Annotated in this window: 20 protein-coding genes; 11 read left to right on the forward strand and 9 right to left on the reverse strand. The window is 71.7% G+C overall.

Annotation, left to right across the window (positions count from 1 at the left end; translation table 11 throughout):
- The first annotated feature begins 120 nt into the window (after window positions 1–120).
- The gene (locus tag FK530_RS14090) at window positions 121–885 is read left to right on the forward strand and encodes a GntR family transcriptional regulator (RefSeq protein WP_205124209.1); all 765 of its coding nucleotides are present in this window, start codon (window positions 121–123) and stop codon (window positions 883–885) included.
- Window positions 882–1,580, forward strand: coding sequence for a phosphonatase-like hydrolase (locus tag FK530_RS14095; RefSeq protein WP_146487672.1), 699 nt, complete (start codon window positions 882–884; stop codon window positions 1,578–1,580). Before FK530_RS14090 ends, FK530_RS14095 begins: the two co-directional genes overlap by 4 nt.
- Window positions 1,581–1,584: 4 nt before the next feature.
- Here the strand turns inward: FK530_RS14095 and FK530_RS14100 are convergent, their stop codons facing one another.
- Both FK530_RS14100 and FK530_RS14105 read right to left on the reverse strand, forming a co-directional pair.
- A complete protein-coding gene (locus tag FK530_RS14100) occupies window positions 1,585–3,441 on the reverse strand; it encodes an HNH endonuclease signature motif containing protein (RefSeq protein ID WP_146487673.1) in 1,857 nt (618 codons plus the stop codon).
- A gap of 131 nt (window positions 3,442–3,572) precedes the next feature.
- A complete protein-coding gene (locus tag FK530_RS14105; protein WP_231706635.1) occupies window positions 3,573–4,259 on the reverse strand; it encodes a TVP38/TMEM64 family protein in 687 nt (228 codons plus the stop codon).
- A 153-nt stretch (window positions 4,260–4,412) separates the two neighbouring features.
- Here FK530_RS14105 and FK530_RS14110 point away from each other — a divergent pair, with 153 nt between their 5' ends.
- From FK530_RS14110 to FK530_RS14140, 7 genes are read left to right on the forward strand one after another with little or no spacing between them, the layout of a single operon-like run.
- On the forward strand, window positions 4,413–6,206 hold the full coding sequence (locus tag FK530_RS14110) for a methylmalonyl-CoA mutase family protein (protein WP_191834038.1): 1,794 nt from the start codon (window positions 4,413–4,415) through the stop codon (window positions 6,204–6,206).
- 1 nt (window position 6,207) lies between these two features.
- On the forward strand, window positions 6,208–8,439 hold the full coding sequence (gene scpA, locus FK530_RS14115) for a methylmalonyl-CoA mutase (protein ID WP_146487674.1): 2,232 nt from the start codon (window positions 6,208–6,210) through the stop codon (window positions 8,437–8,439).
- Window positions 8,439–9,422 carry a methylmalonyl Co-A mutase-associated GTPase MeaB gene (meaB, locus tag FK530_RS14120; RefSeq protein ID WP_146487825.1) on the forward strand — a complete coding sequence of 328 codons (984 nt, stop codon included), beginning with the start codon at window positions 8,439–8,441 and terminating at the stop codon, window positions 9,420–9,422. Before scpA ends, meaB begins: the two co-directional genes overlap by 1 nt.
- Before the next feature lie 38 nt (window positions 9,423–9,460).
- Window positions 9,461–9,928: a flavodoxin domain-containing protein gene (locus FK530_RS14125; RefSeq protein WP_146487675.1), complete on the forward strand. Its 468-nt coding sequence runs from the start codon at window positions 9,461–9,463 to the stop codon at window positions 9,926–9,928.
- Window positions 9,929–9,987: 59 nt separating this feature from the next.
- Complete coding sequence (locus FK530_RS14130) at window positions 9,988–11,634, forward strand: thiamine pyrophosphate-binding protein (protein WP_146487676.1); 1,647 nt, start codon at window positions 9,988–9,990, stop codon at window positions 11,632–11,634.
- Window positions 11,631–12,263: an SRPBCC family protein gene (locus tag FK530_RS14135; RefSeq protein WP_146487677.1), complete on the forward strand. Its 633-nt coding sequence runs from the start codon at window positions 11,631–11,633 to the stop codon at window positions 12,261–12,263. Before FK530_RS14130 ends, FK530_RS14135 begins: the two co-directional genes overlap by 4 nt.
- The gene (locus tag FK530_RS14140) at window positions 12,260–13,270 is read left to right on the forward strand and encodes a 3-oxoacyl-ACP synthase III family protein (protein ID WP_146487678.1); all 1,011 of its coding nucleotides are present in this window, start codon (window positions 12,260–12,262) and stop codon (window positions 13,268–13,270) included. Before FK530_RS14135 ends, FK530_RS14140 begins: the two co-directional genes overlap by 4 nt.
- On the opposite strand, the gene FK530_RS14145 is transcribed toward FK530_RS14140, so the two are convergent.
- On the reverse strand, window positions 13,267–14,511 hold the full coding sequence (locus FK530_RS14145) for an alpha/beta hydrolase (protein ID WP_158645102.1): 1,245 nt from the start codon (window positions 14,509–14,511) through the stop codon (window positions 13,267–13,269). The genes FK530_RS14140 and FK530_RS14145 overlap by 4 nt on opposite strands.
- A gap of 100 nt (window positions 14,512–14,611) precedes the next feature.
- Between FK530_RS14145 and FK530_RS14150 the strand changes: the two genes are divergently transcribed.
- A complete protein-coding gene (locus tag FK530_RS14150; RefSeq protein ID WP_146487680.1) occupies window positions 14,612–15,910 on the forward strand; it encodes a TrpB-like pyridoxal phosphate-dependent enzyme in 1,299 nt (432 codons plus the stop codon).
- Window positions 15,911–15,928: 18 nt separating this feature from the next.
- Here the strand turns inward: FK530_RS14150 and FK530_RS14155 are convergent, their stop codons facing one another.
- On the reverse strand, window positions 15,929–16,696 hold the full coding sequence (locus FK530_RS14155; RefSeq protein WP_146487681.1) for a helix-turn-helix domain-containing protein: 768 nt from the start codon (window positions 16,694–16,696) through the stop codon (window positions 15,929–15,931).
- An 80-nt stretch (window positions 16,697–16,776) separates the two neighbouring features.
- Here FK530_RS14155 and FK530_RS14160 point away from each other — a divergent pair, with 80 nt between their 5' ends.
- Window positions 16,777–17,718 carry an amidohydrolase family protein gene (locus FK530_RS14160; protein WP_146487682.1) on the forward strand — a complete coding sequence of 314 codons (942 nt, stop codon included), beginning with the start codon at window positions 16,777–16,779 and terminating at the stop codon, window positions 17,716–17,718.
- A gap of 4 nt (window positions 17,719–17,722) precedes the next feature.
- Here FK530_RS14160 and FK530_RS14165 read toward each other — a convergent pair whose 3' ends face one another.
- The 5 genes from FK530_RS14165 to FK530_RS14185 all read right to left on the reverse strand — a co-directional run bounded on the left by FK530_RS14165 (window position 17,723) and on the right by FK530_RS14185 (window position 24,322).
- A complete protein-coding gene (locus FK530_RS14165; protein ID WP_146487683.1) occupies window positions 17,723–18,049 on the reverse strand; it encodes a PspA/IM30 family protein in 327 nt (108 codons plus the stop codon).
- Between the two features lie 52 nt (window positions 18,050–18,101).
- Entirely contained in the window at window positions 18,102–20,627 is a 2,526-nt protein-coding gene (locus FK530_RS14170) for a sensor domain-containing protein (RefSeq protein WP_146487684.1), read from the reverse strand.
- Window positions 20,624–21,502, reverse strand: a complete 879-nt coding sequence (locus FK530_RS14175; protein ID WP_231706636.1) for a Gfo/Idh/MocA family protein — start codon at window positions 21,500–21,502, stop codon at window positions 20,624–20,626. The genes FK530_RS14170 and FK530_RS14175 overlap by 4 nt, the downstream gene beginning before the upstream one ends.
- Window positions 21,499–22,962: an amino acid permease gene (locus tag FK530_RS14180; RefSeq protein ID WP_146487685.1), complete on the reverse strand. Its 1,464-nt coding sequence runs from the start codon at window positions 22,960–22,962 to the stop codon at window positions 21,499–21,501. The genes FK530_RS14175 and FK530_RS14180 overlap by 4 nt, the downstream gene beginning before the upstream one ends.
- 64 nt (window positions 22,963–23,026) lie before the next feature.
- Entirely contained in the window at window positions 23,027–24,322 is a 1,296-nt protein-coding gene (locus FK530_RS14185) for a styrene monooxygenase/indole monooxygenase family protein (protein WP_146487686.1), read from the reverse strand.
- Window positions 24,323–24,327 lie beyond the last annotated feature (5 nt).

A 24,327-nucleotide genomic window follows, 5' to 3' on the forward strand; every position in this document is an offset into this window, starting at 1 on the left:
AAGACGAATTGATTGATGTCTATACAAGTTGTCCATCCGTACACCCAGCTAGTTGATTCGTTCACGCGGCGTTCACTCGACCGCCAGGCGGATCCGGGAATCACTTGTATTATCAATGACGTGGTAGCAGCTCACCCCCTCCATCAACGCCTCGCCGACGAATTCCGTGCGCGCATCGCCTCCGGTCGCTGGCCGGAGGGAGAACAGGCACCCAGCGAGGCCGCGCTGTGTGAGGAGTTCGGGACGTCGCGCGGCCCTGTCCGGCAGGCGCTCGCCACCCTCCGCGCGGAGGGCCTCATCGTCGGTGGGCAGGGACGGTCGCCCATCGTCCGCCGCAACGTCCCCAGTCACAGCGCGAGCGCGCTGGGCTCCTTCACCGCCTGGGCGCGGGAGCAGGGCCGGGAGCCCGGGCAGCGCACCGTCCTGCAGGCGAGGGTGCCCGCGACGCCGGACATCGCCGAGCGGCTCCAGATCGAAGCCGGGGAGCCGGTGCTCGAGCTGCGTCGCGTGCGCACGCTCGACGGCGCGCCCGCGCTCTGCGAGACGATGTACTTCGTCTGGTCCCTGGGCAAGCGGCTGATGGAGTTCGACCCCGATTCCGGATCGGTGAACCGCTTCCTCCTCGACGCGGGCGCCGACCTCTACGCCTCCACCCACCAGATCGACGCCGTCGCCGCGACCGCCGAGGACGCGGCTCAGCTCGGCCTTCCCGACGGTGCCCCGCTCCTTCGGGTGCGCCGCACCACGACCGATGCCGCCGGCGACGTCGTCGAGTACGCCGAGGACCGCTACGTCCCCGGCGTCACCAGTGTGATCGTGGAGAACCGACTCTTCGCGGCGCCGAGCCCGGCGCTGCGCTCCGTCCCCGTCAGGAGAGATGCATGAACGCCCCGATCGAGCTCGTCGCGCTGGACATGGCCGGCACCACCATCGACGACGGCGGCGCCGTCTACGAGGCGCTCCGCGGTGCTGTCGAGGACGGCGGAGCCACTGTCGCCCAGGCGGATCTGCAGGTGTGGATGGGAACCGACAAGGTCGAGGCCATCACCAACCTGCTCCGCCTCGGCGGAGTCGAACCCACCTCCGAGCGCGTCGAGGCCGGCTTCGCACGCTTCCGCGAGCGCCTGCAGGAGGCGTACGCGACGACCCCGCCGACCGCGATCGACGGCGTGCCGGCGGCACTCGCCGAGCTCCGCGCCCGCGGCGTGAAGGTGGCGCTGACCACCGGTTTCGACGATGCCGTCGCGCTCCCGCTCCTCGCCGCGCTCGGCTGGGGCATCGGCGACGGGGACGGTGCCGTCGTGGACGCCGTGGTCACGACATCCGATGTGGCCGCGGGCCGGCCGGCGCCGTACATGATCCACCGCGCGATGGAGCGCACCGGCGTGCGCGACGTGCGCCGCGTGCTCGCGGCGGGGGACACGGCCGTCGACGTGCAGGCGGCGAGCAACGCCGGCGCCGTGTCCGTGGGCGTGCTCACCGGCAAGGCCGACCCGGAGGTGCTCGCGCAGGCGGGCGCCGACCACGTGCTCGGCGGCGTCGTCGACATTCCGGGGCTGATCGCCACGCCCTCGATGTAGTGACCTAGAACGGTGGCGGGCGGAGGGGTGCGGTGTCGTCGTAGATCTCGCCCGCGGTTTCGGCTTGGGCGCGTTCCTGTTCGCGGGCTCGGGTTTCGGCGGCGGCGTTGCGTTGTTCATGGCGGCGGTGGCGCAGCAGCCGGTTCTGGGCGCGCAGCGCCGTGCGGGCTTTCGCGCGGCGTGTGGCGGCGGTCGCCAGCCCGCCGGGGTTCTTCGGTGTCGGTGGCCGCGTGGGTTCCGGTGCGTCCCAGATGATCTTCTCAAGTCCGGGCAGCAGCTCCCGGGCGGTGCCCGGTGGCACGGTGTAGATGCCGCCGGTGGGGTGGCGCCATTCGACGGTGCCGTCGGGCAGGATGTCGGAGAGCCAGCCGGTCTCGGTCTTGATCCGATGGTGGAATCCGCACAGCGGTACCAGGTTCCCCACGGTGTTCTTGCCGGCGACGGTGGTCGGTCCGCCCGTAGCGGGGTCGTCGTGGTCGTACTCGCCGACGTGATCGGCCTGGCAGCGGCCGGACGGTGTGCTGCAGCCGGGGAAGACGCAGCTGGGGTACGTCAGGCGCATCACCAGCAACTGGTACCAGGTGGGCCGATACCCGCCGGCACCCCGCACGTGCACCTCACCAGTGGCGGGGTCACGGCGCCCGAGGACCCGCCACCGGGTGCTGCTGGCGGCGATCAACTCCCGCGCGTGCTCGACGGTGACCAGACCGGAAATCCCTGGATCGTCGGTGAGGACCACCGCGCCGGTGCTCTGAGCTTCAGCGGGCCGCGGTCGCGGGGCCGGCCGGTGCGCGCCCTCAGGGGCAGCGGCAGCATCGTCCGCGCTGTCATCGGTATCGGCCGCAGCACCGGCTTCGGATTCGGGCGAAGCGGTGAACAGGTTCGGATCACCGTCAGGCGCGGCTTTCCGCTGCGGCGCATCCGTGGTTGCGGTCGGCGCGACCTCGGCCAGGTCGGTTTCGTTGAGGACGATCACCGCCAACGCGGTGACCTCCTGCGAGACTGCGCCGGTGCGGGGACGGGCGTCCCGCAGATCGCAGTCGTCGCGCCCGCACAGACACCCGAGGCTCTCGTAGCCCTCTGCCAGCGCGACCAGCGCGGCGACCTGCCGTTGTCCCAGAGTTCGGCCGTCCTCCCGGCACACCGACCGCGCGACCGGCGCGACCGCTGCCGACAACCGGATCGCCTGATCCTTGCCCATCACCGCTTCCAGGTCCACCAGTCCATCGGCGCGGGCGTGGAACTCGAGCCGCTCCCGCGGCGCCACGGGAGGTGTCTGCCGCGCTGCGTCCGCATCCAGCCGGACCAGGATCGCCTTCGCGGCATCCGCCACCGCCCGCGCCGTGACCGCCTCACCGGAGCGCGCCGCGAGCCACACAGCGATCCGCTCGTCATAGGCCGCAGCGACATCCTCGTCGAGGACCGCCGCCGACGCCCGCAGCACCTCCCGCACCACCGACAGCGACACTGCCCCGGCGGCGAACAGTTCGAACAACCGCGGGCACCGCTCCCGCAGATCCAGCCCGCGATGCACCGCCGCCCCCGCAGCAACACGACCCGCACCGAGCGCGGCACCGACCTCCGCCACCAACTCATCCCAATCATCGACAAACCGGCGCGATGACTCCTCGCACACCCGCCGCGCATCATCACGCAACTCGTACAGCCTGGTCAGCACCGCCGAGCGCTCCGCCTCCAACCGATTCTGCTCGACCGTCAACACCCGCAACCGCGCCAACGCGCCCGCAGCACTCAACCCGGACACCGCACCGTCGAACACCGACGGCAACGGCGACAGCACCCGCCGCCCCAGCGTGAACGCGTCATCCGAATGAGTCATACCTTCGATTCTATTGACCAAAATCGAACGAAGATAGATCTTGACAGGGTATTTCTGCGACGACGTTTTCGACGAAGGATTCAGGGTGGCGGTCGTCGCCGCCCGCTGCGTCGCCGTGTACAGGCAAGTTCAGTGGCTTGCGGATGGGAAGTTCAAGCCTCGGGGCTTGCGGGCATGCGCGCGTCGACCAGTAGGCCCGCGACCCCGATCGCCATCAGCGCGCCGCTGACCACCACGAGCCACGGCGACGACTCACCGGTGAGCGCGTCGCCGAGCAGGACGACGGCGACCGTGCCGGGGGCGAGGCCGGCCACCGTCGCCGCCAGATACGGCCAGAAGCGCACAGGCGAGAGCGCCGACGCGTAGTTGACCAGGGAGAAGGGTGCCACGGCGATGAGCCGCAGCGATCCGACGGCCAGCCAGCCCCGGGCGCGCAGGCGTGCCGCGATCGGCACGTAGGCGCGGTGCGAGCGCACCCGGGCGAGGACCGCGGACGGGTGCCGTTCGTCGATCGCGCGGACCGCGAGGAAAGCGATCGTCGCGGCGGCGGTGGACGCAACCATGCACAGCAGAATCCCGATCGGGCCGAACAGCACCCCCGCTGACACCGTGAACATCGTTCGAGGGATCGGGAACACCGTGACCACCGTATGGGCGGCGAGGAAAAGCACCACGAACCAGGCGCCGGTCGAGTCCGCCCACCCGCGCACCGTCGAGATGCCGGGGTGCGGCAACAGCATCCCGGCGACCACGAGTGCGAGCACGACGACGCAGCCGAGGGCCGCGTGGACGACGAGGGTGCGGTCGCCGGGCCGCATCCGGGAATCGTTGTCGCTCACGTCGAGCCAACATACGCCGTGGTGGTGCGGAGTGCCGCCACCCTACTGGGGCGTAGCAAGAGCAATCGGTTAACGTGGATTCTCGGACGCCGTTGTGACGCGACGGCGGGTGCACGGTCGTGCGTGTGCGCGGCCACAGGTGAGGAGGCCCACGTGGTGGACAGTCCCTACGAGGCATGGCGCGAGTCCGTCGGCGCCGTGCTCGCGAAGTCGCGGGGCGGCACGCCGCCCGAGGACCCGATCGCCGCGTTGACCACACTCACCGAGGACGACGGCGTGCAGATCGCGCCGCTCTACTCGCAGAGGGACGAGCAGCCCGAGGCGCCGCTGCCCGGCGCCTTCCCCTTCATCCGCGGCGGCAATCCCACCCCGGATGTCCGCCTGGGCTGGAAGGTGGCCGAGCGATTCGACGCGACCACCGATGCCTCCGACGTGCTGGGAGCGCTGGAGTCCGGCGCGAGCGCCCTGTGGCTGACCCGCCCCGACCCCGCGCCGCTGCTCGAGGGCGTCTACCCCGACATGGCGCCGATCCTCCTGACGGCGGGCGGTCGGGCCGCCGACGCCGCGGCCCAGGTCTACGCCGCGCTCGACCGGGCCGCCGAGTCCGACGCCTACCGCGCCGACCTGGTGCGGGTGAGCCTCGGCGCCGCGCCGTTCACCTCCCAGGTGGTCGGCCGCGCCGACGTCTCGATCGAGGAGGCCGTTGAGCTCGCCCGCGTCGCCGACGCCCGGTCCGAGGACGTGCGGGCCCTCGTCGTCGACGGTGCCGATCTCCACAACGCCGGCGCGACTGCCGCCCAGGAGCTGGGCCTCGCCGCTGCGGCCGCGCTCGATCAGGTGCGCGCCCTGACCGCCGCGGGTCTCTCGCCTGCCGCTGCGCTGGGGCAGCTCACGATCCGTCTGGCCGCCACCGACGACCAGTTCCTCACCCTCGCCAAGATCCGCGCGTGGCGCACCGTGTGGGCCCGGGTCGCACAGCGTCTCGGCGCGCCCGATGCGGGCAACGCCCCGGTGCACGCGGTGACCTCGCTCGCCGCGACCACGCAGCGCGACCCCTGGGTGAACCTGCTCCGCACGACCGTCGCTGCCTTCGGCGCGGGGCTGGGCGGCGCCGACTACGTCACCACCCTCGACTACGACGAGGCGCTGCCGGGCGGCGTCGAGGGCTATTCGCGCGCCTTCGCGCGCCGCATCGCCCGCAACACGCAGCTGCTGCTCCTCGAGGAGTCCAACCTGGGCCGGGTCGTCGATCCCGGGGCCGGCTCCTGGCACGTCGAGTCGCTGACCGACGATCTCGCCCGCGCGGCGTGGGGCGTCCTGCAGGCCGTCGAGGGCGCGGGCGGCTTCGCCCGCGGTGCCGCCGACGAGACGATCGCGACGCGGCTCGGCGAGTCCGCGGACCGCCGCGACGCCGCCGTCGCACGCCGTGCGCGCAAGCTCACGGGCGTCAACGAGTTCCCGAACCTCGCCGAGCCGCCCGTGGCACCGTCGGCCGCGACGAACGGCCCCGTCGTGCGCTCGTACGCCGCGCCCTTCGAGGCCCTGCGCACCCGGTCCGACGCGTTCCTGCGCGAGCACGGCGTCCGTCCCCGGATCCGGATGGTGACCATCGGCACCGTCGCGCAGCACAACGGCCGGTCGACCTTCCTGACCAACCTGCTCGCCTCCGGCGGTATCGAGACCGTGCTGGACGCCGCCGAGCAGGCCGCCGGTGCCGCCACCCGCGACGGCCCGCCGGGCGCGAGGATCACCGCGCTGGCCGGATCGGATTCGGGGTACGCCGAGGAGGGCGAGGCGCTGGCCCGCTCGCTGCGCGAGGCGGGCGACCTGGTCCTGCTCGCCGGAGCGCCCGGCACCGTCGACGACGGCCTCGTCGACATCTACCTGCACGCGAAGATCGACGCGGCCGCCGCGCTCGACGACCTGCTGACCCGCCTGGGGGCTTGAGATGACCGACACCACCATCGACAGTTTCGCCGACGTGCCGTTCGAGGAGCTGCCCGGCGCGGCCCCGTCGGGCGCCGACGTGGACGCCTTCGTGGACGCCTCGGCCGCGGCCTACGCCTACACTCCGGACCAGCTGACCTGGACGACGCCGGAGGGCATCGACGTCAAGCCCGTCTACACCCGCGCCGACCGCGACGCCGTCGCCGAGGCCGGCTACCCGGTGGACTCCTACCCGGGCGCGGTCCCCTTCATCCGCGGCCCGTACCCGACGATGTATGTCAACCAGCCGTGGACCATCCGGCAGTACGCCGGCTTCTCCACCGCCGCCGAGTCGAACGCCTTCTACCGCCGCAACCTGGCGGCCGGCCAGAAGGGGCTCTCGGTGGCCTTCGACCTGGCGACGCACCGCGGCTACGACTCCGACCATCCGCGCGTCACCGGCGACGTGGGCATGGCCGGCGTCGCGATCGACTCGATCCTCGACATGCGGCAGCTCTTCGACGGCATCGACCTGGGCGGCGTCTCGGTGTCGATGACCATGAACGGCGCCGTGCTGCCGATCCTCGCGCTCTACGTGGTGGCGGCGGAGGAGCAGGGCGTCGGACCGGAGAAGCTCGCGGGCACCATCCAGAACGACATCCTCAAAGAGTTCATGGTGCGCAACACCTACATCTATCCGCCCGTGCCGTCGATGCGGATCATCTCCGACATCTTCGCGTACACGTCGCAGAAGATGCCGAAGTTCAACTCGATCTCGATCTCCGGCTACCACATCCAGGAGGCCGGGGCCACAGCGGATCTCGAGCTCGCGTACACGCTGGCCGACGGTGTCGAGTACATCAAGGCCGGCATCGACGCGGGTCTCGACGTCGACAAGTTCGCGCCGCGCCTGTCGTTCTTCTGGGGCATCGGCATGAACTTCTTCATGGAGGTCGCCAAGCTCCGCGCCGCGCGCCTGCTGTGGAGCGAGCTGGTGGCGGAGTTCGACGCGAAGAACAGCAAGTCCCTCTCGCTGCGCACCCACTCGCAGACCTCGGGCTGGTCGCTCACCGCGCAGGACGTCTTCAACAACGTCGCGCGCACGTGCGTCGAGGCCATGGCGGCGACGCAGGGCCACACCCAGTCGCTGCACACGAACGCGCTGGACGAGGCGATCGCGCTGCCGACGGACTTCTCCGCCCGCATCGCGCGCAACACGCAGCTGGTGCTGCAGCAGGAGTCCGGCACCACCCGGCCGATCGACCCGTGGGGCGGCTCGTACTACGTCGAGACGCTCACCCACGAGCTCGCCGAGCGGGCCCGCGCCCACATCCGCGAGGTCACGGAGGCCGGCGGCATGGCGAAGGCCATCGGCGAGGGCATCCCGAAGCTCCGCATCGAGGAGGCGGCGGCCCGCACCCAGGCCCGTATCGATTCGGGCCGCCAGCCGGTGATCGGCGTGAACAAGTACCAGGTCGCCGAGGACACCGCGATCGAGCTGCTCAAGGTCGACAACTCCAAGGTGCGCACCGAGCAGCTGGCGAAGCTCGAGCAGCTGCGCGCCGAGCGCGATCCCGAGGCCGTCGCGGCCGCGCTGGCGAACCTCACCCGGGCGGCGGGCTCGTCCGAGGGTGGCATGGAGAACAACCTGCTGGCCCTGGCGATCGACGCGGCGCGGGCCAAGGCCACCGTCGGGGAGATCTCCGACGCGCTCGAGCAGGTTTACGGCCGGCATCAGGCCGAGATCCGTACGCTCAGTGGCGTGTACCGCGACGAGGCCGGGGCGGCCGGCAACATCCACACCGCGACCGAGCTGGTGGAGAAGTTCGAGGAGGCCGACGGCCGCCGTCCGCGCGTGCTCATCGCCAAGATGGGGCAGGACGGCCACGACCGCGGCCAGAAGGTGATCGCCACCGCGTTCGCCGATCTGGGCTTCGACGTCGACGTGGGCCCGCTGTTCTCCACGCCCGAGGAGGTCGCGCAGCAGGCCGCCGACAACGACGTGCACGTGGTCGGCGTCTCCTCGCTCGCGGCCGGTCACCTCACGCTGGTGCCGGCCCTGCGCGACGCTCTGGCCGAGGTTGGACGGCCCGACATCACGATCGTGGTGGGCGGCGTCATCCCGCCGGGCGACTTCGACGAGCTGTACGCGGCGGGCGCGTCGGCCATCTATCCGCCCGGCACGGTCATCGCGGACGCCGCGGTGAACCTGCTGCACGAGCTGGGGAACAAGCTGGGGTACCAGCTGGCGTGATCACCGTCGCCGAACTCGCGGACGGGGTCCGGGCCGACAAGCGCGCCGTGTTGGCGCGCGCCATCACGATGGTCGAGTCCCGCCGGCCGGATCACCAGGCCCTCGCGCAGGAGCTGCTGCTCGAGGTGACGCCCCCGCCGGATGCCCCGATCGCCACCCGGGTGGGGATCACCGGCGTGCCGGGCGTGGGGAAGTCGACCACCATCGAGGCGTTGGGCAATCACCTGATCTCGTTGGGGCACAAGGTGGCCGTGCTGGCGGTGGACCCCTCGTCCACCCGCAGCGGCGGCTCGATCCTGGGCGACAAGACCCGGATGGGCACGCTCGCCGTGAACCCCCGCGCCTACATCCGGCCGTCGCCCACGTCGGGCACGCTCGGCGGCGTCGCGAAGGCGACCCGCGAGACGATGGTGCTGATGGAGGCCGCCGGCTTCGACGTGGTCCTGGTCGAGACCGTCGGCGTCGGGCAGTCCGAGGTCACCGTCGCGAACATGGTCGACACCTTCACCTTCCTCACCCTGGCGCGCACCGGCGACCAACTGCAGGGCATCAAGAAGGGCGTCCTCGAGCTGGCCGACGTGGTGGCGGTCAACAAGGCCGACGGCGACCACGTCGTCGAGGCCCGCGTCGCCGCGCGGGAGCTCTCCAGCGCGCTGCGCCTGATCCACCCGCGCGGCGCCCTGTGGCGCCCGCCGGTGCTCACGCAGAGCGCCGTGGAGGGCACCGGGATCCCCGAGTTCTGGGACGCCGTCCTGCGGCACCGCAGCACGCTGCAGGAGGCGGGGGAGTTCGACCGGCGCCGCCGCCAACAGCAGGTCGACTGGACCTGGACGATGGTCCGCGACGCGATCCTCGGCCGGGTCGAACATTCCGACGGTGTGCGGTCGGTGCGGTCCGAGGTCGAGGCCGCGGTTCAGGACGGTTCGCTGACCCCCGCCCTCGCCGCACAGCGCATCCTCGACGCCTTCGACGGCGGCTCGTGAGCAGGGCGTGACCCGCTGATCCGTGCCACGATGGAGCCATGTCGGCACTGGTGATCTGCGCGTCCTCGCACCACGGCAACACCCGGAAGGTGGCCGATCGGATCGGCGGGGTCCTCGGGGCGCCGGTGGTGGCGCCGACGGAGGTGACAGCCGAGCAGATCGACGCCGCCGACCTGGTCGGATTCGGATCGGGCGTGTACTGGATGTCCTTCGATCCGGACCTGCTCCGCCTGGTCCGCGGCCTCGCAGCGAAGCCGCGCGGCACCGCCTTCGTGTACGCGACGAGCGGGCTGCCGGAGACGCCGCTGCGCCGCTACACGCGGAACCTCGCCGATCTGCTCACGGATGCGGGATTCCAGCTCGCGCCGGAGGTATTCCTGTGTCGCGGGCTCGACACCATGGGCCCGTTCGGTCTGGTCGGCGGCCTGAACAAGGGGCGTCCGAGCGCGGCGGACCTCACGGAGGCCGAGGCCTTCGCGCGCCGACTGGGGGCGCAACGCCCTTAAGCGGACGGCGTTCGCCTGCTCTGTTGTGAAGCCCGTCACACCGGCCTACTGTGTGGTTTGTGCCTTCAAAGGTCGCGGACCGCATTGCAAATGCTTTGTATGCGTATGGTTTTCGCCACGCATACGGTATCCACGGTGCCAACTCCGAGGATCTGTTCGCGGCGCTGTTGCGGCGGCCCGCGCACCGTCGGACGGCGGTGACGATCGCCAAGCACGAGTTCGGCGCGGGGGCGATGGCCGACGGGGCCACCCGGATGACCGGGCGGCCCGCCTGCCTCATCGCGACCTCGGGCGGCGCGGCCATGAACTGCGTCCCCGCACTCGCCGAGGCCCACCAGTCGCGGGTGCCGATCCTGGCGCTGATCGGCAGTCCGCCGACCGGGGCCGAGGGACGCGGCGCCTTCCAGGACATGTGCGCCCCGCCGCGCACCGTGGACCTCCTCGGCGTGCTGCGCGGCGTCACGGGCTTCGCGGCGAAGGTCTCCGGGCCCGAGGACCTGCGCCCCGCGCTCGACGGGGCGCTCGACTGCCTCGAGCGGGGCCTGCCCGCGGCGCTGCTGCTGCCCAAGGACGTGCAGGTCGCCGAATGCCCCGCGCTGCCGGCCCGTACGCCCGTCCGGCAGCCCGCGCCGGCGCCGTCGGACGAGGTGATCCGCACTCTCCGGGCCTCCCGCCGGCCTCTGATCCTGCTCGGTGAAGCCGCGTCACGAGCGCGCCTGGCCGGCCCGGTGGCGGATCTCGCCGCCGCGACCGGAGCGGTGATCGCCGTGGGCCCCAACGGTCGCGACGCCGCGCCTCCGCGCGGGGTCGTCGGCGTCGCCGGGGTGATGGGGCACCCGTCGGTGGTGCGCGCGGCCGCCGAGGCCGACCTCATCCTGGCGCTGGGCACCGAACTCGACCTCATGGACCGCACCGGCCTGGACGCGACGATCGACGTCACGTGCACGGTGCATGTGGGTGCGGAACCGCCCCTGCGCGAGGTGACCGCGCACGAGCCCGTGCGGGACCTTGCCGCGTACACCCGGGCGCTCGCCACGGAAGCCGGCCCCTGCCGGCGGAAGCCGTGGACCCGGGCCGCGCCCGAGCCGATCGTCGTGCCCCGGAGCGGCTCCGGGGTGATGACCTGTGCGGACGCGGTGGATGCGCTGGCCGGCGTGATCCCGCGCGACGCGCTGGTCTTCGCGGATGCCGGCAACGCCGGGGCGGCTGCGGTGCACCGGCTCCCCATCGGCACGGGCGAGCGCTTCCTGGTCGCTCTCGGCATGGGCGGAATGGGGCACGGGATCGCGGCCGGGATCGGAGCCGCGATCGCCACCGGGCGCCCGACCGTGATCCTGGCCGGCGACGGCGCCTTCTTCATGCACGGTATGGAGATCCACACCGCGATCGAGGCTCGCGCACCGGTCCTGCTCGTGGTGCTCAACAACGACGCGCACGGCATGTGCGTGGTCCGCGAGGGCCGGTTCTTCCCCGACCTGCCCAGCATCAACCGCTTCCGGCCCAGCACGATCGCGGAGGGCCTGGACGCCATGTTCCCGACGCTGCCCGTCCGCTCCGCCGCCACGCCCGACGGTGCGCGCTCCGCCGCCGCCGAACTGCTGGCCCGCTCGTCCGGCGGACCGTCGTGCCTGGAGATCGGTACCGACCCCGCGGAGATACCCCCGTTCGCAGCGCTGCTGCCCGACACCGCGAAGGAGCATTCATGATCCCGGCGATCGACATCGAGGGAACCATCCGTATCGAGAGCCACCCCCGCCCGGTGGCGCAGCCGATCCTCGTGGACCGCATGCGGTCGGTGTACCCGCACGAGCAGATCTACGGCGACTTCTGTCCCGTGCAGTCCTACGTGAATGCACCGCCCGACGAGCTCTACGACTGGCTCTCCGACACCCGCTCCTTGGAGGAATGGACCTACAGCCTGCGCGGTTTCCGCGAGACCGAAGAGCCGGGGCTCTGGGTGGCTCGCGACATGCTGGGCGCCGACACCGAGATCTACACGCGCACCGTCGCGCATCCCGATGCCCGCACCGTCGATTACCACTGCGCCTGGGACCAGGGCAAGCACCTCTGGATGATCTACCTCATGCGGATCGTCGATGCGCAGACGGTGCTGAACCGACCCGGATCGGTAGTGCTGTGGGTCAACTGCCACCACCCGTTCTACGACGAGAACCCGTACCCCGAGACGGCGCCGCCCGACCGTCCCGTGTGGGTCGGCGACCTGTGGGACACCTTCGGCGCCGGCCACCAGATGGAGCTCGAGAACCTCAAAGCCATCGCGGAGCACCGGCACGCGCACGGCGAACCGGTCCGGCCCGAATGGATGGACCGGTGAACCCCCGGATCGTCGGGCTCGCGTCGTACCTGCCCGAGAACCGCGTCTCCGCCGACTACTTCCGCGAGTACGCCGATGCCGACAGCCGCACGCTCACCTCGAACCCGATGTTCGCGCCCCCCGCGTATCGGCACCACGCCGCGGCGGGGGAGTCCAACGTCGACCTGATGTGCGCGGCGATCGACCGGCTGCGGGCGCAGGTGGGCGACGAGGCCCTGCAAGCCGACGTCGTCCTCAGCCACTCCCAGCTGCCGGACCTGCCCGTCGTGGGCTGCGGCGGCGACGTCGTGCGCCGCCTCGGCACCCGGCCCTCGCTGGTCCTCGACATCCACAACGGCGGCTGCGCCGCCTTCCTGCTCATGCTGCACCTCGCGCGCACCATGTTCACCGCGGGCACCGCTCGGTCGGCGCTGCTGCTCACCGCCACCAACGCCGCCGGGAACGTCTTCACCCAGGAGCGGGTCCGGAACCTGCCCCAGGCGGCCATCCCGGGCGACGGTGCCGCGGCGGCCCTCGTGGTCGCCGACCCGCAGGCCGGGGGCCTGGAGGTCCGCGAGGTCGTGTGCGCGCAGCACAGCGAGTACGCGGGCGACATGACCGCGGCGGTCGATCCGCCGCGCAAGTACTGGGAGGCCGGGGAGGGGCAGCTGCACGTCGGCTTCACCGAGGCCAAGATCGCGAAGGTCCTCGCCCGCGGCAACCGGTTGGTACCGGAGGTCGCCCTCGCGGCCGCGGCGGCGGGCGGGCTGCGCGGACCCGACGTCGGTCATCTCGTCACCAACCAGCCGAATCGCACCTTCCTGCGGAACTGGCGCGAGGCGCTGGAACTCCCGCCCGAGCGGCATCCCGACACCTTCGACGAGTGCGGCAACCTGTTCGCCGTCGGCGTCCCGCACACCTTCGCCACCGCCCGCGCGGACGGCCGGATCGAGGCAGGGGAGGACGTGGTGCTCGCGGCCTTCGCGCACGCCGGGGACTTCGCCGCGGGCGCGCTGATCCGCACCTAGCCCGGCAGGCCCAGGCGGCCGCCGAGCCAGTCGAGTTCCGCCGTCAGCCCGCCCGACCACACCGCGAAGTCGTGCCCGCCCCGGATCCAGCGGGTGCGCACGGTCATCCCGGCCCCTGCCGCAGCGACGGCGACCCGCTTCGCGGCCGCGGTCGACGCGGCGTCGTCGGTACCGGCGACGAGCACGCCCGCGCTGTCGGGGAACCGGCGCAGCGACAGCTGCGTGATCGGATCCGCCCGCGCGTACGCGCCCCGATCGCCGGCGAAGGCGTCCCGGATCGTCTCCTCGCGTCCGCCGCCCAGGTCCGGCTCGGCGTCGGGCGACAGAGCCAGGAAGGTGCGGAAGACCTCGGGGAAGCGGGTGGCGAGTTGCAGCGCGCACGTGCCTCCGTAGGAGTAGCCGCCCACGGCCCAGGCCCGCGGCATGGGATCGACCGACAGATTCTGTCGCACCCACGCGGGGACGTCCTCGGCGAGATAGGTCGCGGCGCGCTTGCTCCGGCTGTCGGCGCACAGCGGGTTCTCGAACTGGCCGCCCGTGGCGTCGGGCACCACCACGACCGGGGCGACCCCGCCCCGACGGGCCGCGTAGGTGTCCATGGTCCGCGCGAGCTTCCCGCCCGAGAACCAGTCCCGCGGCGAGCCCGGCTGGCCGGGCAACAGCATGAGGACCGGCAGGCGCTCACGGGCGCCGGACAGGTACGCGGGCGGGAGGTAGATCAGTGCCTGCCGAGCGGCGAACCGCGAGCGGGCCGGCGGCACCGTCGCCCGGACCACGACACCGCGCACGGCCTCGGTCCCCGGGTCGGGGCGCGGCACCGTCGCCGGATAGTCGACGGGCAGCAGATCCTCGACCGACGGATACGCCGCGTAGAGCGAATTGACCTGCCCCGCACCCATCAGCGCGACCACGGCGACCGCCGTGGCACTGAGCCCCGCGGACCGCCACGACGGGGACCGGACCACGCGCACGCCCGCGAGCAGCACCGCGAGGACCGCGAGGCCGATCCACAGGAGCACCAGGGGATCGAGCCGATCGGGGAAAGGCCTCCAGACGAACTCGACGAGGAAGTCGACGAGCGCCGTCGTCGTCAGGGCGGCGCCGATGCAGGCGAGCACGGTCCGGGTGGATCCGCTGCGGCGCGTCGCGCTGATCAACCCGGCCAGGGCCGCCGCCCCGGCCAGCAGGAGCAGGAGCGGCACCGGACCCGCCGTGAGCTGCAGATTCCGCAGCGGGTTCACCGTCCGGCCCTCCGTCCTCGCACGTCGCCCAGGATAGGTGGCGACCGTAAGACGGACCTGTGGGAAAGTCGCCGAAACCGGGCGATCTACGCTGTGAGCCATGACACTCTCGGACGCCGCGGCGCACCAGGACATCACGACCGTCGAGGTTCCCACGCACTGGTACAACCTGGCCGCGGAACTGGAGACGCCCATCCCGCCGCACCTGCATCCCGGCACCAAGGAGCCCGTGCAGCCCGAGGACCTCGCGCCCCTCTTCGCGTCGGGTCTGATCGCTCAGGAGGCGTCGACCGAGGCCTACCACGAGATCCCCGAGCCGGTCCGCGAGATCCTGTCGATGTGGCGGCCCTCGCCCCTGATCCGGGCGCGGAAGTTCGAGGAGGCGCTCGGCACCTCGTGCCGGATCTACGTCAAGTACGAGGGCGTCAGCCCCGTCGGCTCGCACAAGACGAACTCGGCCGTCGCGCAGGCCTACTACAACGCCGTCGACGGCGTGACGAAGCTGACCACCGAAACCGGCGCGGGGCAGTGGGGCAGCGCACTCTCCTTCGCCGGCGCCCAGTTCGGCATCGACGTCGAGGTGTGGCAGGTCCGCGCCTCGTACGATTCCAAGCCCTACCGCGGCCACCTGATGCGCACCTACGGTGGCACCGTCCACCCGAGCCCGTCCGACCTCACGGAGGCGGGCCGCGCCATGCTGGCGAAGGACCCGGACACCACGGGCAGCCTCGGCATGGCCGTCTCCGAGGCCGTCGAGGTCGCGGCGCAGGACCCCGACGCCCGCTACGCCCTGGGCAGCGTGCTCAACCACGTGGTACTGCACCAGTCGGTGATCGGCCTCGAGGCCGTCGAGCAGCTGAACCTGCACGAGCAGGGCGCCGACGTGGTCTTCGGCTGCGCGGGCGGCGGCTCCAACCTCGCCGGCCTCGCCTTCCCGTTCCTGCGGGAGAAGATCCACGGCCGTCAGGACCCGCGGATCGTCGCCGCCGAGCCGAAGGCCTGCCCGTCGATCACGAAGGGCGAGTACCGCTACGACCACGGCGACGTCGCCGGCCTCACGCCGCTGCTCAAGATGCACACGCTCGGCATGGACTTCGTCCCGGACCCGATCCACGCCGGTGGCCTGCGCTACCACGGTATGTCGCCGGCGCTGAGCCACACCGTCGAGCTGGGGCTCGTCGAGGGCGTCGCGATCGAGCAGAACGACGCCTTCGCCGCGGGCGTGCTGTTCGCGCGGTCGCAGGGCATCGTGCCGGCCCCCGAGTCGACGCACGCCATCGCCGCCGCGGCGGACTACGCGCGCGAGCACTCCGATGAGGTGCTGGTCATCGGCCTCTCCGGCCACGGACAGCTGGACCTGCCCGCCTACGCCGAGTATCTCGCGGGCGGCCTGGCCTGACCCGGCGCCCGGCGCGCCCTAGGGGGAGCGCCGGGCGAACAGCAGCACCCGCTGGGTCGGCTCGTCGACCACCTGCAGCACCACCTGGTCGTACTCGGTGCTCGCGCCGTCCTCGGTGCGCAGCCGCACGCGCAGATGGTCGTGCGGCTGGGTCACGGCGTGCCGCCGCCACAGCTCGCGGAACCGCTCGTCCGCGCGCTCCAGGTCGTCGATCCAGGCGCTGTCCGGTTGGCCCGACGGTGCGCTCGCCCGCACGATCCCGACCACCGTGCGGCGCATCGCGTCGAGGTCAGCGAACCGGCTCTGGAAGTCGTCGTCGGTGAACAGCAGCTCCACGTACCGGCGACGGGCGGCGGGGATGGCGGCGAAGTCCACCAGGAGCTCGGCCGCTGCGTCGTTCCAGGCGAGGATCGCGGTTCCCGGTCCGATGACGAGCGCGGGTACCTCGCCGAGTTGGTCGACGAGGCTGCGCAGCGCCGCGCTCGGTGCGCCCGCCACCGGGCGCTCCGGGTGATCCGCTTCGGACAGGAGTGATTCCGCGTAGCGGGTCTCGTCGTCGCCGAACCCGAGAACTTCACCGATGCGGCGCAGCACGTCGGCGCTCGGCACGATCCGGCCCTGCTCGATGCGGCGGTAGTAGTCGTCGCTGATGAAGGCCTGCGCCGCGACCTCCTCCCGGCGCAACCCGGAGACCTGACGGCGTTCGTCGGTCGCGGGCGGGTTCGCCGCGTCGCGTCGCGCTCGAACGAAGGCGCCGAGCGTCACCAGACGCTGATCCCGCGCCATCAGTACGTAGCCGCCGCTACCGGGAGGGGGAGGGATTTCCTCCCCTGCCGCTCGCGGGGACACGGGCGCAGGGTGGAGTCATGACCGATAGGGACCGCATCGACGTTCACACCCACCTCGTTCCTCCGTTCTGGGGCGACGCTCTCGCCGATCACGGCGGCGATCCGTCCGGCTGGGCGCTGCCCCGGTGGTCGGAGGACGCGCACCTGTCCTTCATGGACGACAACGACATCGCCACGAGCGTAGTGTCGCTGACCGCGCCGAGCGTCGTCGGCTGGCGGGGGTCCGAGCGCCGGGACATGGCGCGGCGCGTGAACGAATACGCCGCGGACCTGGTGCGCCGCCGCCCCGACCGGTTCGGCGCGTTCGCGACGGTGCCGCTGCCCGACGTCGACGATGCCGTCGCGGAGGCCGAGTACGCGCTCACCGAGCTGGCCGCCGACGGCGTCGTGCTCCTCTCCAACTACGACGGGGTCTACCTCGGCGACCCGGCGTACACGCCGCTGTGGGAGACGCTGGACCGACACCGCGCCGTGGTCTTCATCCACCCCGCGCACGCGCAGCTCCCGCTCCTGCCGGACATGCCCGGACCGCTGGTCGACTACCCCTTCGACACCACCCGCAACGCCGTCCACATGGTGCTCCACGGCATCACGGACCGCTTCCCGAACATCCGGATCATCCTGTCGCACGCGGGCGGCTTCGTGCCCTACGCGGCGCTCCGATTCTGCGAGCTGCAGGCGGCGCTCGATCCCGCGGGGCGCTCGTCCGACGAGCTGCTCGCGGCGTTCCGGACGTTCTACTGGGACACCGCCCTGTCCTCGGGGCGGTACGCCTTCGCCGCGCTCCGCGAGTTCGCCGACCCGTCACGCATCCTCTACGGCAGCGACTTCCCGTACGCGCCGCCGGCGGTGGGGACGCGGTTCACGCGGATCCTCGACGAGGAATCGGACCTCGACCCCGACGCGGCGGCCGCGATCGACCGCGGCAACGCACTGCGCATCGTCGACCGACTGGCCTGACGACTCACGAACCCATCGAGCGCCGGATCTCCTCGAGCTTCGCCTTGGCGGCCTTCTCCCGCTCCGCGAAGGCGCGCTCGGCGTCCTGTCCGGCCGTGGTGCCGTGGGCGAGTTCCTCGGCGCCGAGAGCTGTGGTGGTGCGCCGCTCGATCTTGTCGCGGATGTGATCGAAGGTGGGCACGCCCGCAGCCGTGTAACCGGTGACGTCCTCGTACGACGGTGCCACCGGTCCCGTCGGCACGATGTCGACGATCTCCGCGTCGATCGGCTCCGACGCGGCCGGCGTCGGCTCGGGGCTCGGATTCTGCGCGTCGTCGGCGGGGTGCGTCATGACCCCAGGGTAGCGCCGGACGGCGGCCGGTCGGGCCGGTCGGCCGTGGCCCTCACGCGCCCGCGGTGCCCCCGTGAGCCCACTGCGGCAGCAGGTCGATGTCGACCGGCTGCGACCACAGGAAGCCCTGCGCGTAGTGGGCGCCGGCGGCGGCCAGCGCCGTCGACTCCGCAGGGCACTCGATGCCCTCGGCGATCACGTCGAGGTCGAGCGCCCGGGCCATGGCGACCGCGGCGTCCAGCATGGCCTCGAGCTGCGGGTCGGCCTGCCCGACCGACGCCGTGACCACGGATCGGTCGATCTTGACCAGAGCCAGGTTCAGGTCGCGCAGTTGCGCGAGGCTCGACCAACCGGTGCCGAAGTCGTCCAGGGCGATCCGGACGCCGAGCTCGATGAGTCGGTGGGTGGCGGCGAGGACGTGCCGCTCGGGGACGACTCGCTCGTTGATCTCGAGGATGAGCCGCTCCGGGGCCAATCCGGTACGGGCGAGGGCGCTCTCGACCACGTGCGGCAGCTGCGGGTCCGCGAGGTCCTCCGAAGCGAGGTTGACCGACACCCAGCCGAGGCCCGGAGCCGCGGCGAAGTCCCTGCAGGCGCGATCGAGCACGATGCGCGCCAGGGCGGGGAGCATGCCGAGCGCCTCCAGATGCGGGAGGAAGCCGGCAGGAGCCAGTTCGTCGCCGTCGGGGCCCGTCATCCGGGCCAGTGCCTCGGCACCCACCATCGCCCCGGACGTCAGGTCCACGACCGGCTGATAGCGCACGATCACCTCCCCGCGGTCGACCATCGACCGGATGTGGGTGGCGAGCGCGACCCGCTCCTGCTGCGGCGCACGCAGACCGGCGGAGTGCTGCACGATGCGGTTGCGCCCGTCGCGTTTGGCCTGCAGCAGCGCGAGGTCGCCGTCGATCAGCAATTGCGTGATGCCGTCGTCGGCCGCACCCGATTCGACCAGCCCGATCGAGCAGGTGACCGTCAGTTGCAGACCGTCGATCTCCACGGGTTGTGCCATCGCGCCCCGGACGCGCTCGGCCCAGTCGGGGGTGTTCCGCGCCGCATCGACGCGCGGGCGCAGGACGACGAACTCGTCGCCGCCCAGCCGCGCGACGAGATCGGTGGGGAGGCTCGCGACCTGGAGCCGTCGCGCCACGACCTGCAGCACGTGATCGCCCACCTTGTGGCCGAGCGAGTCGTTGATCCGCTTGAACGAGTCGAGGTCGATCCACAGCACGGCGAGGTCGGCGCCGTCGTCGCGCCGGAGTGCTACGACCTCGGTGGCGCGTTCGATGAAGCCCGCGCGACCGAGGAGCCCGGTCAGGTCGTCGTGGTCGGCCCGCCATAGGAGCCGTCGGTTGAGCTCGCGGATCTCGGACTCGGCGAGCCGGCGGTCGGTGACGTCGGTGTGCGTGCCGATGAGTCGCGTGGGCAGGCCGTCGGGGCCGGCCTCCATGGAGCGGCCGCGGGACTGGATCCAGCGCCATCCGCCGTCCTTGGTCCGCATGCGGTGCTCGAAGGAGAACTCCTCGGCCTCGCCACGGACGATCCGCTGGATGCTGTTCCAGCTCGCCGAGTAGTCGTCGGGATGGACGCGGTCGGACCAGTCGGAGACCGAGGAGCCGATGTCCTCGGCGTCGTAGCCGAGCATCGACTTCCAGCGCTGCGAGTAGAACATCTCGTTCGTGGAGACGTCCCAGTCCCACATGCCGTCGCCCGCACCGTCGATGGCGAACTGCCAGCGTTGTTCGGCGCGGCGCAGGAGGGCCTGGTCCCGACGTTCCGCGGTGACGTCGCGCGAGATGCCGATGATGCCGACGATCTCGCCGGCGGCGTTCCGGTACGGGGCCTTGTTGGACAGGTAGATCCGGCGCTCACCGCCGACCTCCGGGTACTCTTCGACGTCGCGACCGATACCGGACTCCATGATCTCGCGGTCGGTCTGCATCAACACGTGTGCGATCGCGGGGAAGACGACCGTGTCGTCGGCGCCGATCGCGAGGCCGCGCGATATCCCGGCGAGCTCAGCCACCGCTCCGTTGATGTACTGGTAGCGCCCGCGGTGGTCCTTGATGTAGACGAGGTCGGGGGCGGCGTCGATCACCGCCTGCAGCAGGTCGGAGACGCGCTCCGAGTGACTGGCGGATTCTTCGACGCGCTCCTGGAGCCGCCGCTGCGCCTCACTCATGGCTCGCACCGAGGCCACCCGCTCGGAGATGTCGCGCGCCAGGCCGGCGACGTAGCGACGGCCGTCGATCTCGTGGAAGTACAGGTGCGTCTCCACGGGGAACGTGCTGCCGTCCTTCCGGCGGTGCATGGCGGGGATGACCAGCGTCGTGCCGTCCAGCGCGAGGTCCCAGTTGCGCCGTGCCTCGTCGACGGTGACCTGCGCGATGTCGAGGGCGTTCATGCGCAGGAGCTCCGCCCGGGTGTAGCCGGTGCTCGAGCAGGCGGCTTCGTTCATGACGACGATCCGCCCGGCCTCGTCGTGGACGAAGAAGGCGTCGCGGGAGCGTTCGATGAACCAGCGCGCGATGTCGCCGACGATGGACCCGCCCGGCGGATCCGGGGGTGGGACTCTCATCGGCGCGTCGGGCCGGCCGCGGCCCGGATCAGGTCGATGATCCGCTGGACGTGCAGCCCGTGGCGCACGTCGAGGGGGTGATCGCCGCCCGTGGCGATCACGTCGAGGAATTCGTCGAGGAGGACGCGGAAGCACTCCGTCGACGGCGTCTCGCGGCTTTCGAGAACGGCGAGGCCGTCCCCGGAGTGCGCGCACACGCGCAGCACGGTCGGCAGCACCGGCGTCCGCAGGGAGAGCGAGACGGAGGAGGCGGCCCCGCCTGCATGGGTGAGTTGCGCGGTCCAGGTGTCGCTGGCGGCGTCGTAGCATGCGGCGTCGACCCCGGTGATCGGGCCAGCCACCGCGTCGAGGAGATCGAGGACGTGCGGCCCGACGTCGAACAGGGCGCCCTGTTCCTGCCGCCAGGTGGAGGCGGCGAACTTCCCGGACAGCGCGGCGCCGGAGAGCCACTGCGCCTCGGCGGCGATCGGGCGCAGCGCTGCGGCGGCGCGGACGAACTCCCGGGTCTCGGGGGCGAACCGTCGGGTGAAGGCGACGATGGAGCGCACGCCGGCCGCGGCGACGGCGTCGGCGAGGGCTGTGGCCCCGGCGAGGTCGAGCGCGATCGGCTTGTCCAGGACGACGTGCTTGCCCGCCCGTGCCGCCTGTTCGGCGAGGGGCGCCTGCACGTTCGGCGGGACGGCGAAGGCGACCGCGTCCACGGCGTCGAACAGCGCGGCGGGCGAGTCGAAACTGCGCGGGAAGACCTCGGCGGCGGCAGCGGGGTCGCGGGCCCAGCCGCCGACGAACTCGACGCCGGGATGCGCGGTGAGCGCCGGAGCGTGGGTCTCCCGCGCCCAGGGACCCGCTCCGACCAGACCGATGCGCACCGTCACCCGCCAGAGTCTGCCACGGCCGCCTCCTTGCCCAACACGGAGTGGCGTCGACCGTAGAACAGATAGATCGCGACACCCAGCGCGAACCAGACGAGGAAGCGCAGCCAGGTCGCGACGGCGAGGTTCAGCATCAGGTAGACACAGGCCAGGCCCGACAGGACCGGGATCACGGGGGAGAAGGGAACCCTGAACGGGCGCTTGAGATCCGGCTTGGTGCGCCGCAGGATCGGCACCGCCAGGGAGACCAGGAGGAAGGCGAAGAGCGCCCCGATGCTCACCATCTCCGAGAGCGCCTCGATCGGGATGAAGCCGCCCATCAGGGCGCAGACGATCACGATGATCACAGTCAGTCGGGTCGGAGTGCCGAAGCGCGGCGAGACCTTCGCGACGGAGGGCGGGATCAGACCGTCGCGGCCCATGGCGAAGCCGATACGGCCCATCGTCACCAATTCGACGAGGATCACCGAGGTCAGTCCGGCCACCGCGGCGATCGCCACCAGATCGCCCGCCCAGGACGCGCCGACCACGTCGAATGCCTTGGAGAGCGGCGCGCTCGAGTCGATGTCGGTGTACTTGACCATGCCGGTGAGGACGACCGACACCAGGACGTACAGCAGGGTGCAGGCGAGGAGCGTGCCGATCAGCGCGCGCGGCATGTCGCGCTCGGGCTTGCGGGCCTCCTCGCCGAGGTTGGCGACCGCTTCGAAACCGGTGTAGGCGAAGAAGACGACCGCGGCAGCGGTGAGGATCCCGGCGACACCGAAGTGCGACGGCGCGCCGCCCAGGAAGGTCTCGATCAGCGGGCGGTCCAGCGCGTTGCCGCCGGATTGGGCCGGCACCGAGTCGGGGATGAAGGGAACGAGATTGGAGCGGGTGATGAAGAAGGCGCCGACGATGACGACGAAGACGGAGATCGCGACCTTCACCAGGACGAGGACGTTGGTCACCCGCGCCGATTCTCGGATCCCGACGGTCGCGATCACGCCGAGGATCACGATCACCAGAATCGCGCCGACGTTGACCGGCGCCTCCTCGGTGAACCACTGCGGCGGCAGCCCGAACAGGTCGGCCAGGTAGCCGGACCAGCTGCGGGAGACGACGGCCGCACCGAGCCCGAACTCCAGGAGCAGGTCCCAGCCGATGATCCACGCGAAGACCTCGCCGATCGTGGCGTAGGCGTACGTGTAGGCGCTCCCGGCCGTGGGCACCGCCGAGGCCAGTTCCGCGTAGCAGAGGGCGGCGAACAGGCTGACCACGCCGGCCACGATGAACGAGAGCGCGATGCCGGGACCGGCGTTCACCTTGGCCTGCACGCCGGTCAGGGTGAAGATGCCGGTCCCGATCACGATGCCGACGCCGAAGCCGATGAGGTCGAACAGCCGCAGATCGCGCCGCAGTCCGCCCTCGGCGGCCCCGTCGGCCTTGATCCTGGCCAGGGGTTTCGTCCGCAGGATGTCCATTCCGCGGGACGCTACTCGCTCCCCGGTCCGTTCGCAGAGCTATCTGTTCGACGGGCCGCCGGAATCAGGCTCGTGCGAGGGCCGCCTTCGCGTCGGCGATGAACCGCTCGACGTCCGCCTCGGACCGGAAGTCGAGGATCGGCGCCGGCTCGGACAGCAGACCGAACAGCGCGGCTCCGACGGCGTCGTCGGCGACCGCGCCCGCGAACAGCAGTCCCGCGGCGAAGGCGTAATCGGGATCGCCGAGGAACAGGCGGGTCACCTCCGCCGCGGCGTGGCCGCGCTCCTCCCAATGCCGGTCGAACTGGTCGCCGATCCATTCCGCGGTGAAGTCGGAGCCGCGTACCTCGATGGCCTTGACCAACGCCGCGACCTGGATGAGGCCGGTCTGGGCGCCCTGGCCGGCGATGGGGTCGAAGGCGATCGCGGAGTCGCCCAGCGCGAGTACCGGGCGGCCGCCGCGGGTGTAGCCGACGCCCTGGCGCACCGTCGGGGTGACGGCGCCGCGGAGCCACGACTTCGAGTCCTCCTCGATCACGCGGAGCTTCTCGATGTCCGGGAGGTCGTCGGGGAAGTAGTCCCGGTAGATGCTGGTCACGACCTCGAGCGCGCTCTGTGCGTCCGTCACCTCGCCGAACCGCCGGACCCAGTCACCGTCGGGCTTGGCGAAGCCCAGCACGCTCCACGTCGCTCCCGCGTCCTTGTGCCAGTACGGGCCGATCCAGATCTCGCCCTGGTCGGTGTGCAGGTTGAAGACGTTGTGCTTGCCGGCTCCGTGTCCCCGGGAGGTGAACACGTCCTCGCCGTGGCCGAGGCCGGTGAAGGCCGCCGCCAGCAGGTGGCGCTGCGGTGATCGGTAGACGGTGCGCGACTCGTCGACCGGGAACAGCCCCGAGAGGCCGCCCTTGCCGGTGGAGACGAGCGTGAGGTCGTGCGCGGCGGCGATCGCGTCGAGGTTCTCCGGCGTCACCGTCTCGACGTGGAAGGAACCGCCGGCCTGCTCGAACAGCCGGATCCGGTCGTACGCCCGCAGGCGGACGTCGATGCCGGCGGCGGTGTAGGTGAAGTCGGGGTCGAAGGCGAGCACCTGCTCCAGCGCCCCGGGCTCGCCCGTGTTGAGGCGGGTGTTCATGCCGGTCGAGACGGGCGCCTCGGGGTAGAGCTCCTCGACGAGCGTGTGGTCGACGTCGCGTGAGTGCCCGAACAGCACGGCGGTGCCGGTGGCGGGCACCTCGTCGCGGAGCTGCTGGGCGGTGCGGTCGCTGTACAGATCGACCGGGTGCCCGGCGCGGGCGAGGACGAGCGCGGCGGTGGCTCCCACCACTCCGGCGCCGATGATGGCGATGCGTGCCTGGGTCATGGTCG

The sequence above is a fragment of the Tsukamurella conjunctivitidis genome, from assembly GCF_007858475.1.
Classification (GTDB): domain Bacteria; phylum Actinomycetota; class Actinomycetes; order Mycobacteriales; family Mycobacteriaceae; genus Tsukamurella; species Tsukamurella conjunctivitidis.

Excerpts from the sequence above, each read along its gene's own strand:
- FK530_RS14180 (WP_146487685.1), bottom strand. The coding sequence starts at position 22,962 with ATGGACATCCTGCGGACGAAACCCCTGGCCAGGATCAAGGCCGACGGG.
- FK530_RS14165 (WP_146487683.1), bottom strand. The coding sequence starts at position 18,049 with ATGACGCACCCCGCCGACGACGCGCAGAATCCGAGCCCCGAGCCGACG.
- scpA (WP_146487674.1), top strand. The coding sequence starts at position 6,208 with ATGACCGACACCACCATCGACAGTTTCGCCGACGTGCCGTTCGAGGAG.
- FK530_RS14155 (WP_146487681.1), bottom strand. The coding sequence starts at position 16,696 with ATGGCGCGGGATCAGCGTCTGGTGACGCTCGGCGCCTTCGTTCGAGCG.
- FK530_RS14185 (WP_146487686.1), bottom strand. The coding sequence starts at position 24,322 with ATGACCCAGGCACGCATCGCCATCATCGGCGCCGGAGTGGTGGGAGCC.
- FK530_RS14135 (WP_146487677.1), top strand. The coding sequence starts at position 11,631 with ATGATCCCGGCGATCGACATCGAGGGAACCATCCGTATCGAGAGCCAC.
- FK530_RS14125 (WP_146487675.1), top strand. The coding sequence starts at position 9,461 with ATGTCGGCACTGGTGATCTGCGCGTCCTCGCACCACGGCAACACCCGG.
- FK530_RS14150 (WP_146487680.1), top strand. The coding sequence starts at position 14,612 with ATGACACTCTCGGACGCCGCGGCGCACCAGGACATCACGACCGTCGAG.
- FK530_RS14170 (WP_146487684.1), bottom strand. The coding sequence starts at position 20,627 with ATGAGAGTCCCACCCCCGGATCCGCCGGGCGGGTCCATCGTCGGCGAC.
- FK530_RS14160 (WP_146487682.1), top strand. The coding sequence starts at position 16,777 with ATGACCGATAGGGACCGCATCGACGTTCACACCCACCTCGTTCCTCCG.
- FK530_RS14095 (WP_146487672.1), top strand. The coding sequence starts at position 882 with ATGAACGCCCCGATCGAGCTCGTCGCGCTGGACATGGCCGGCACCACC.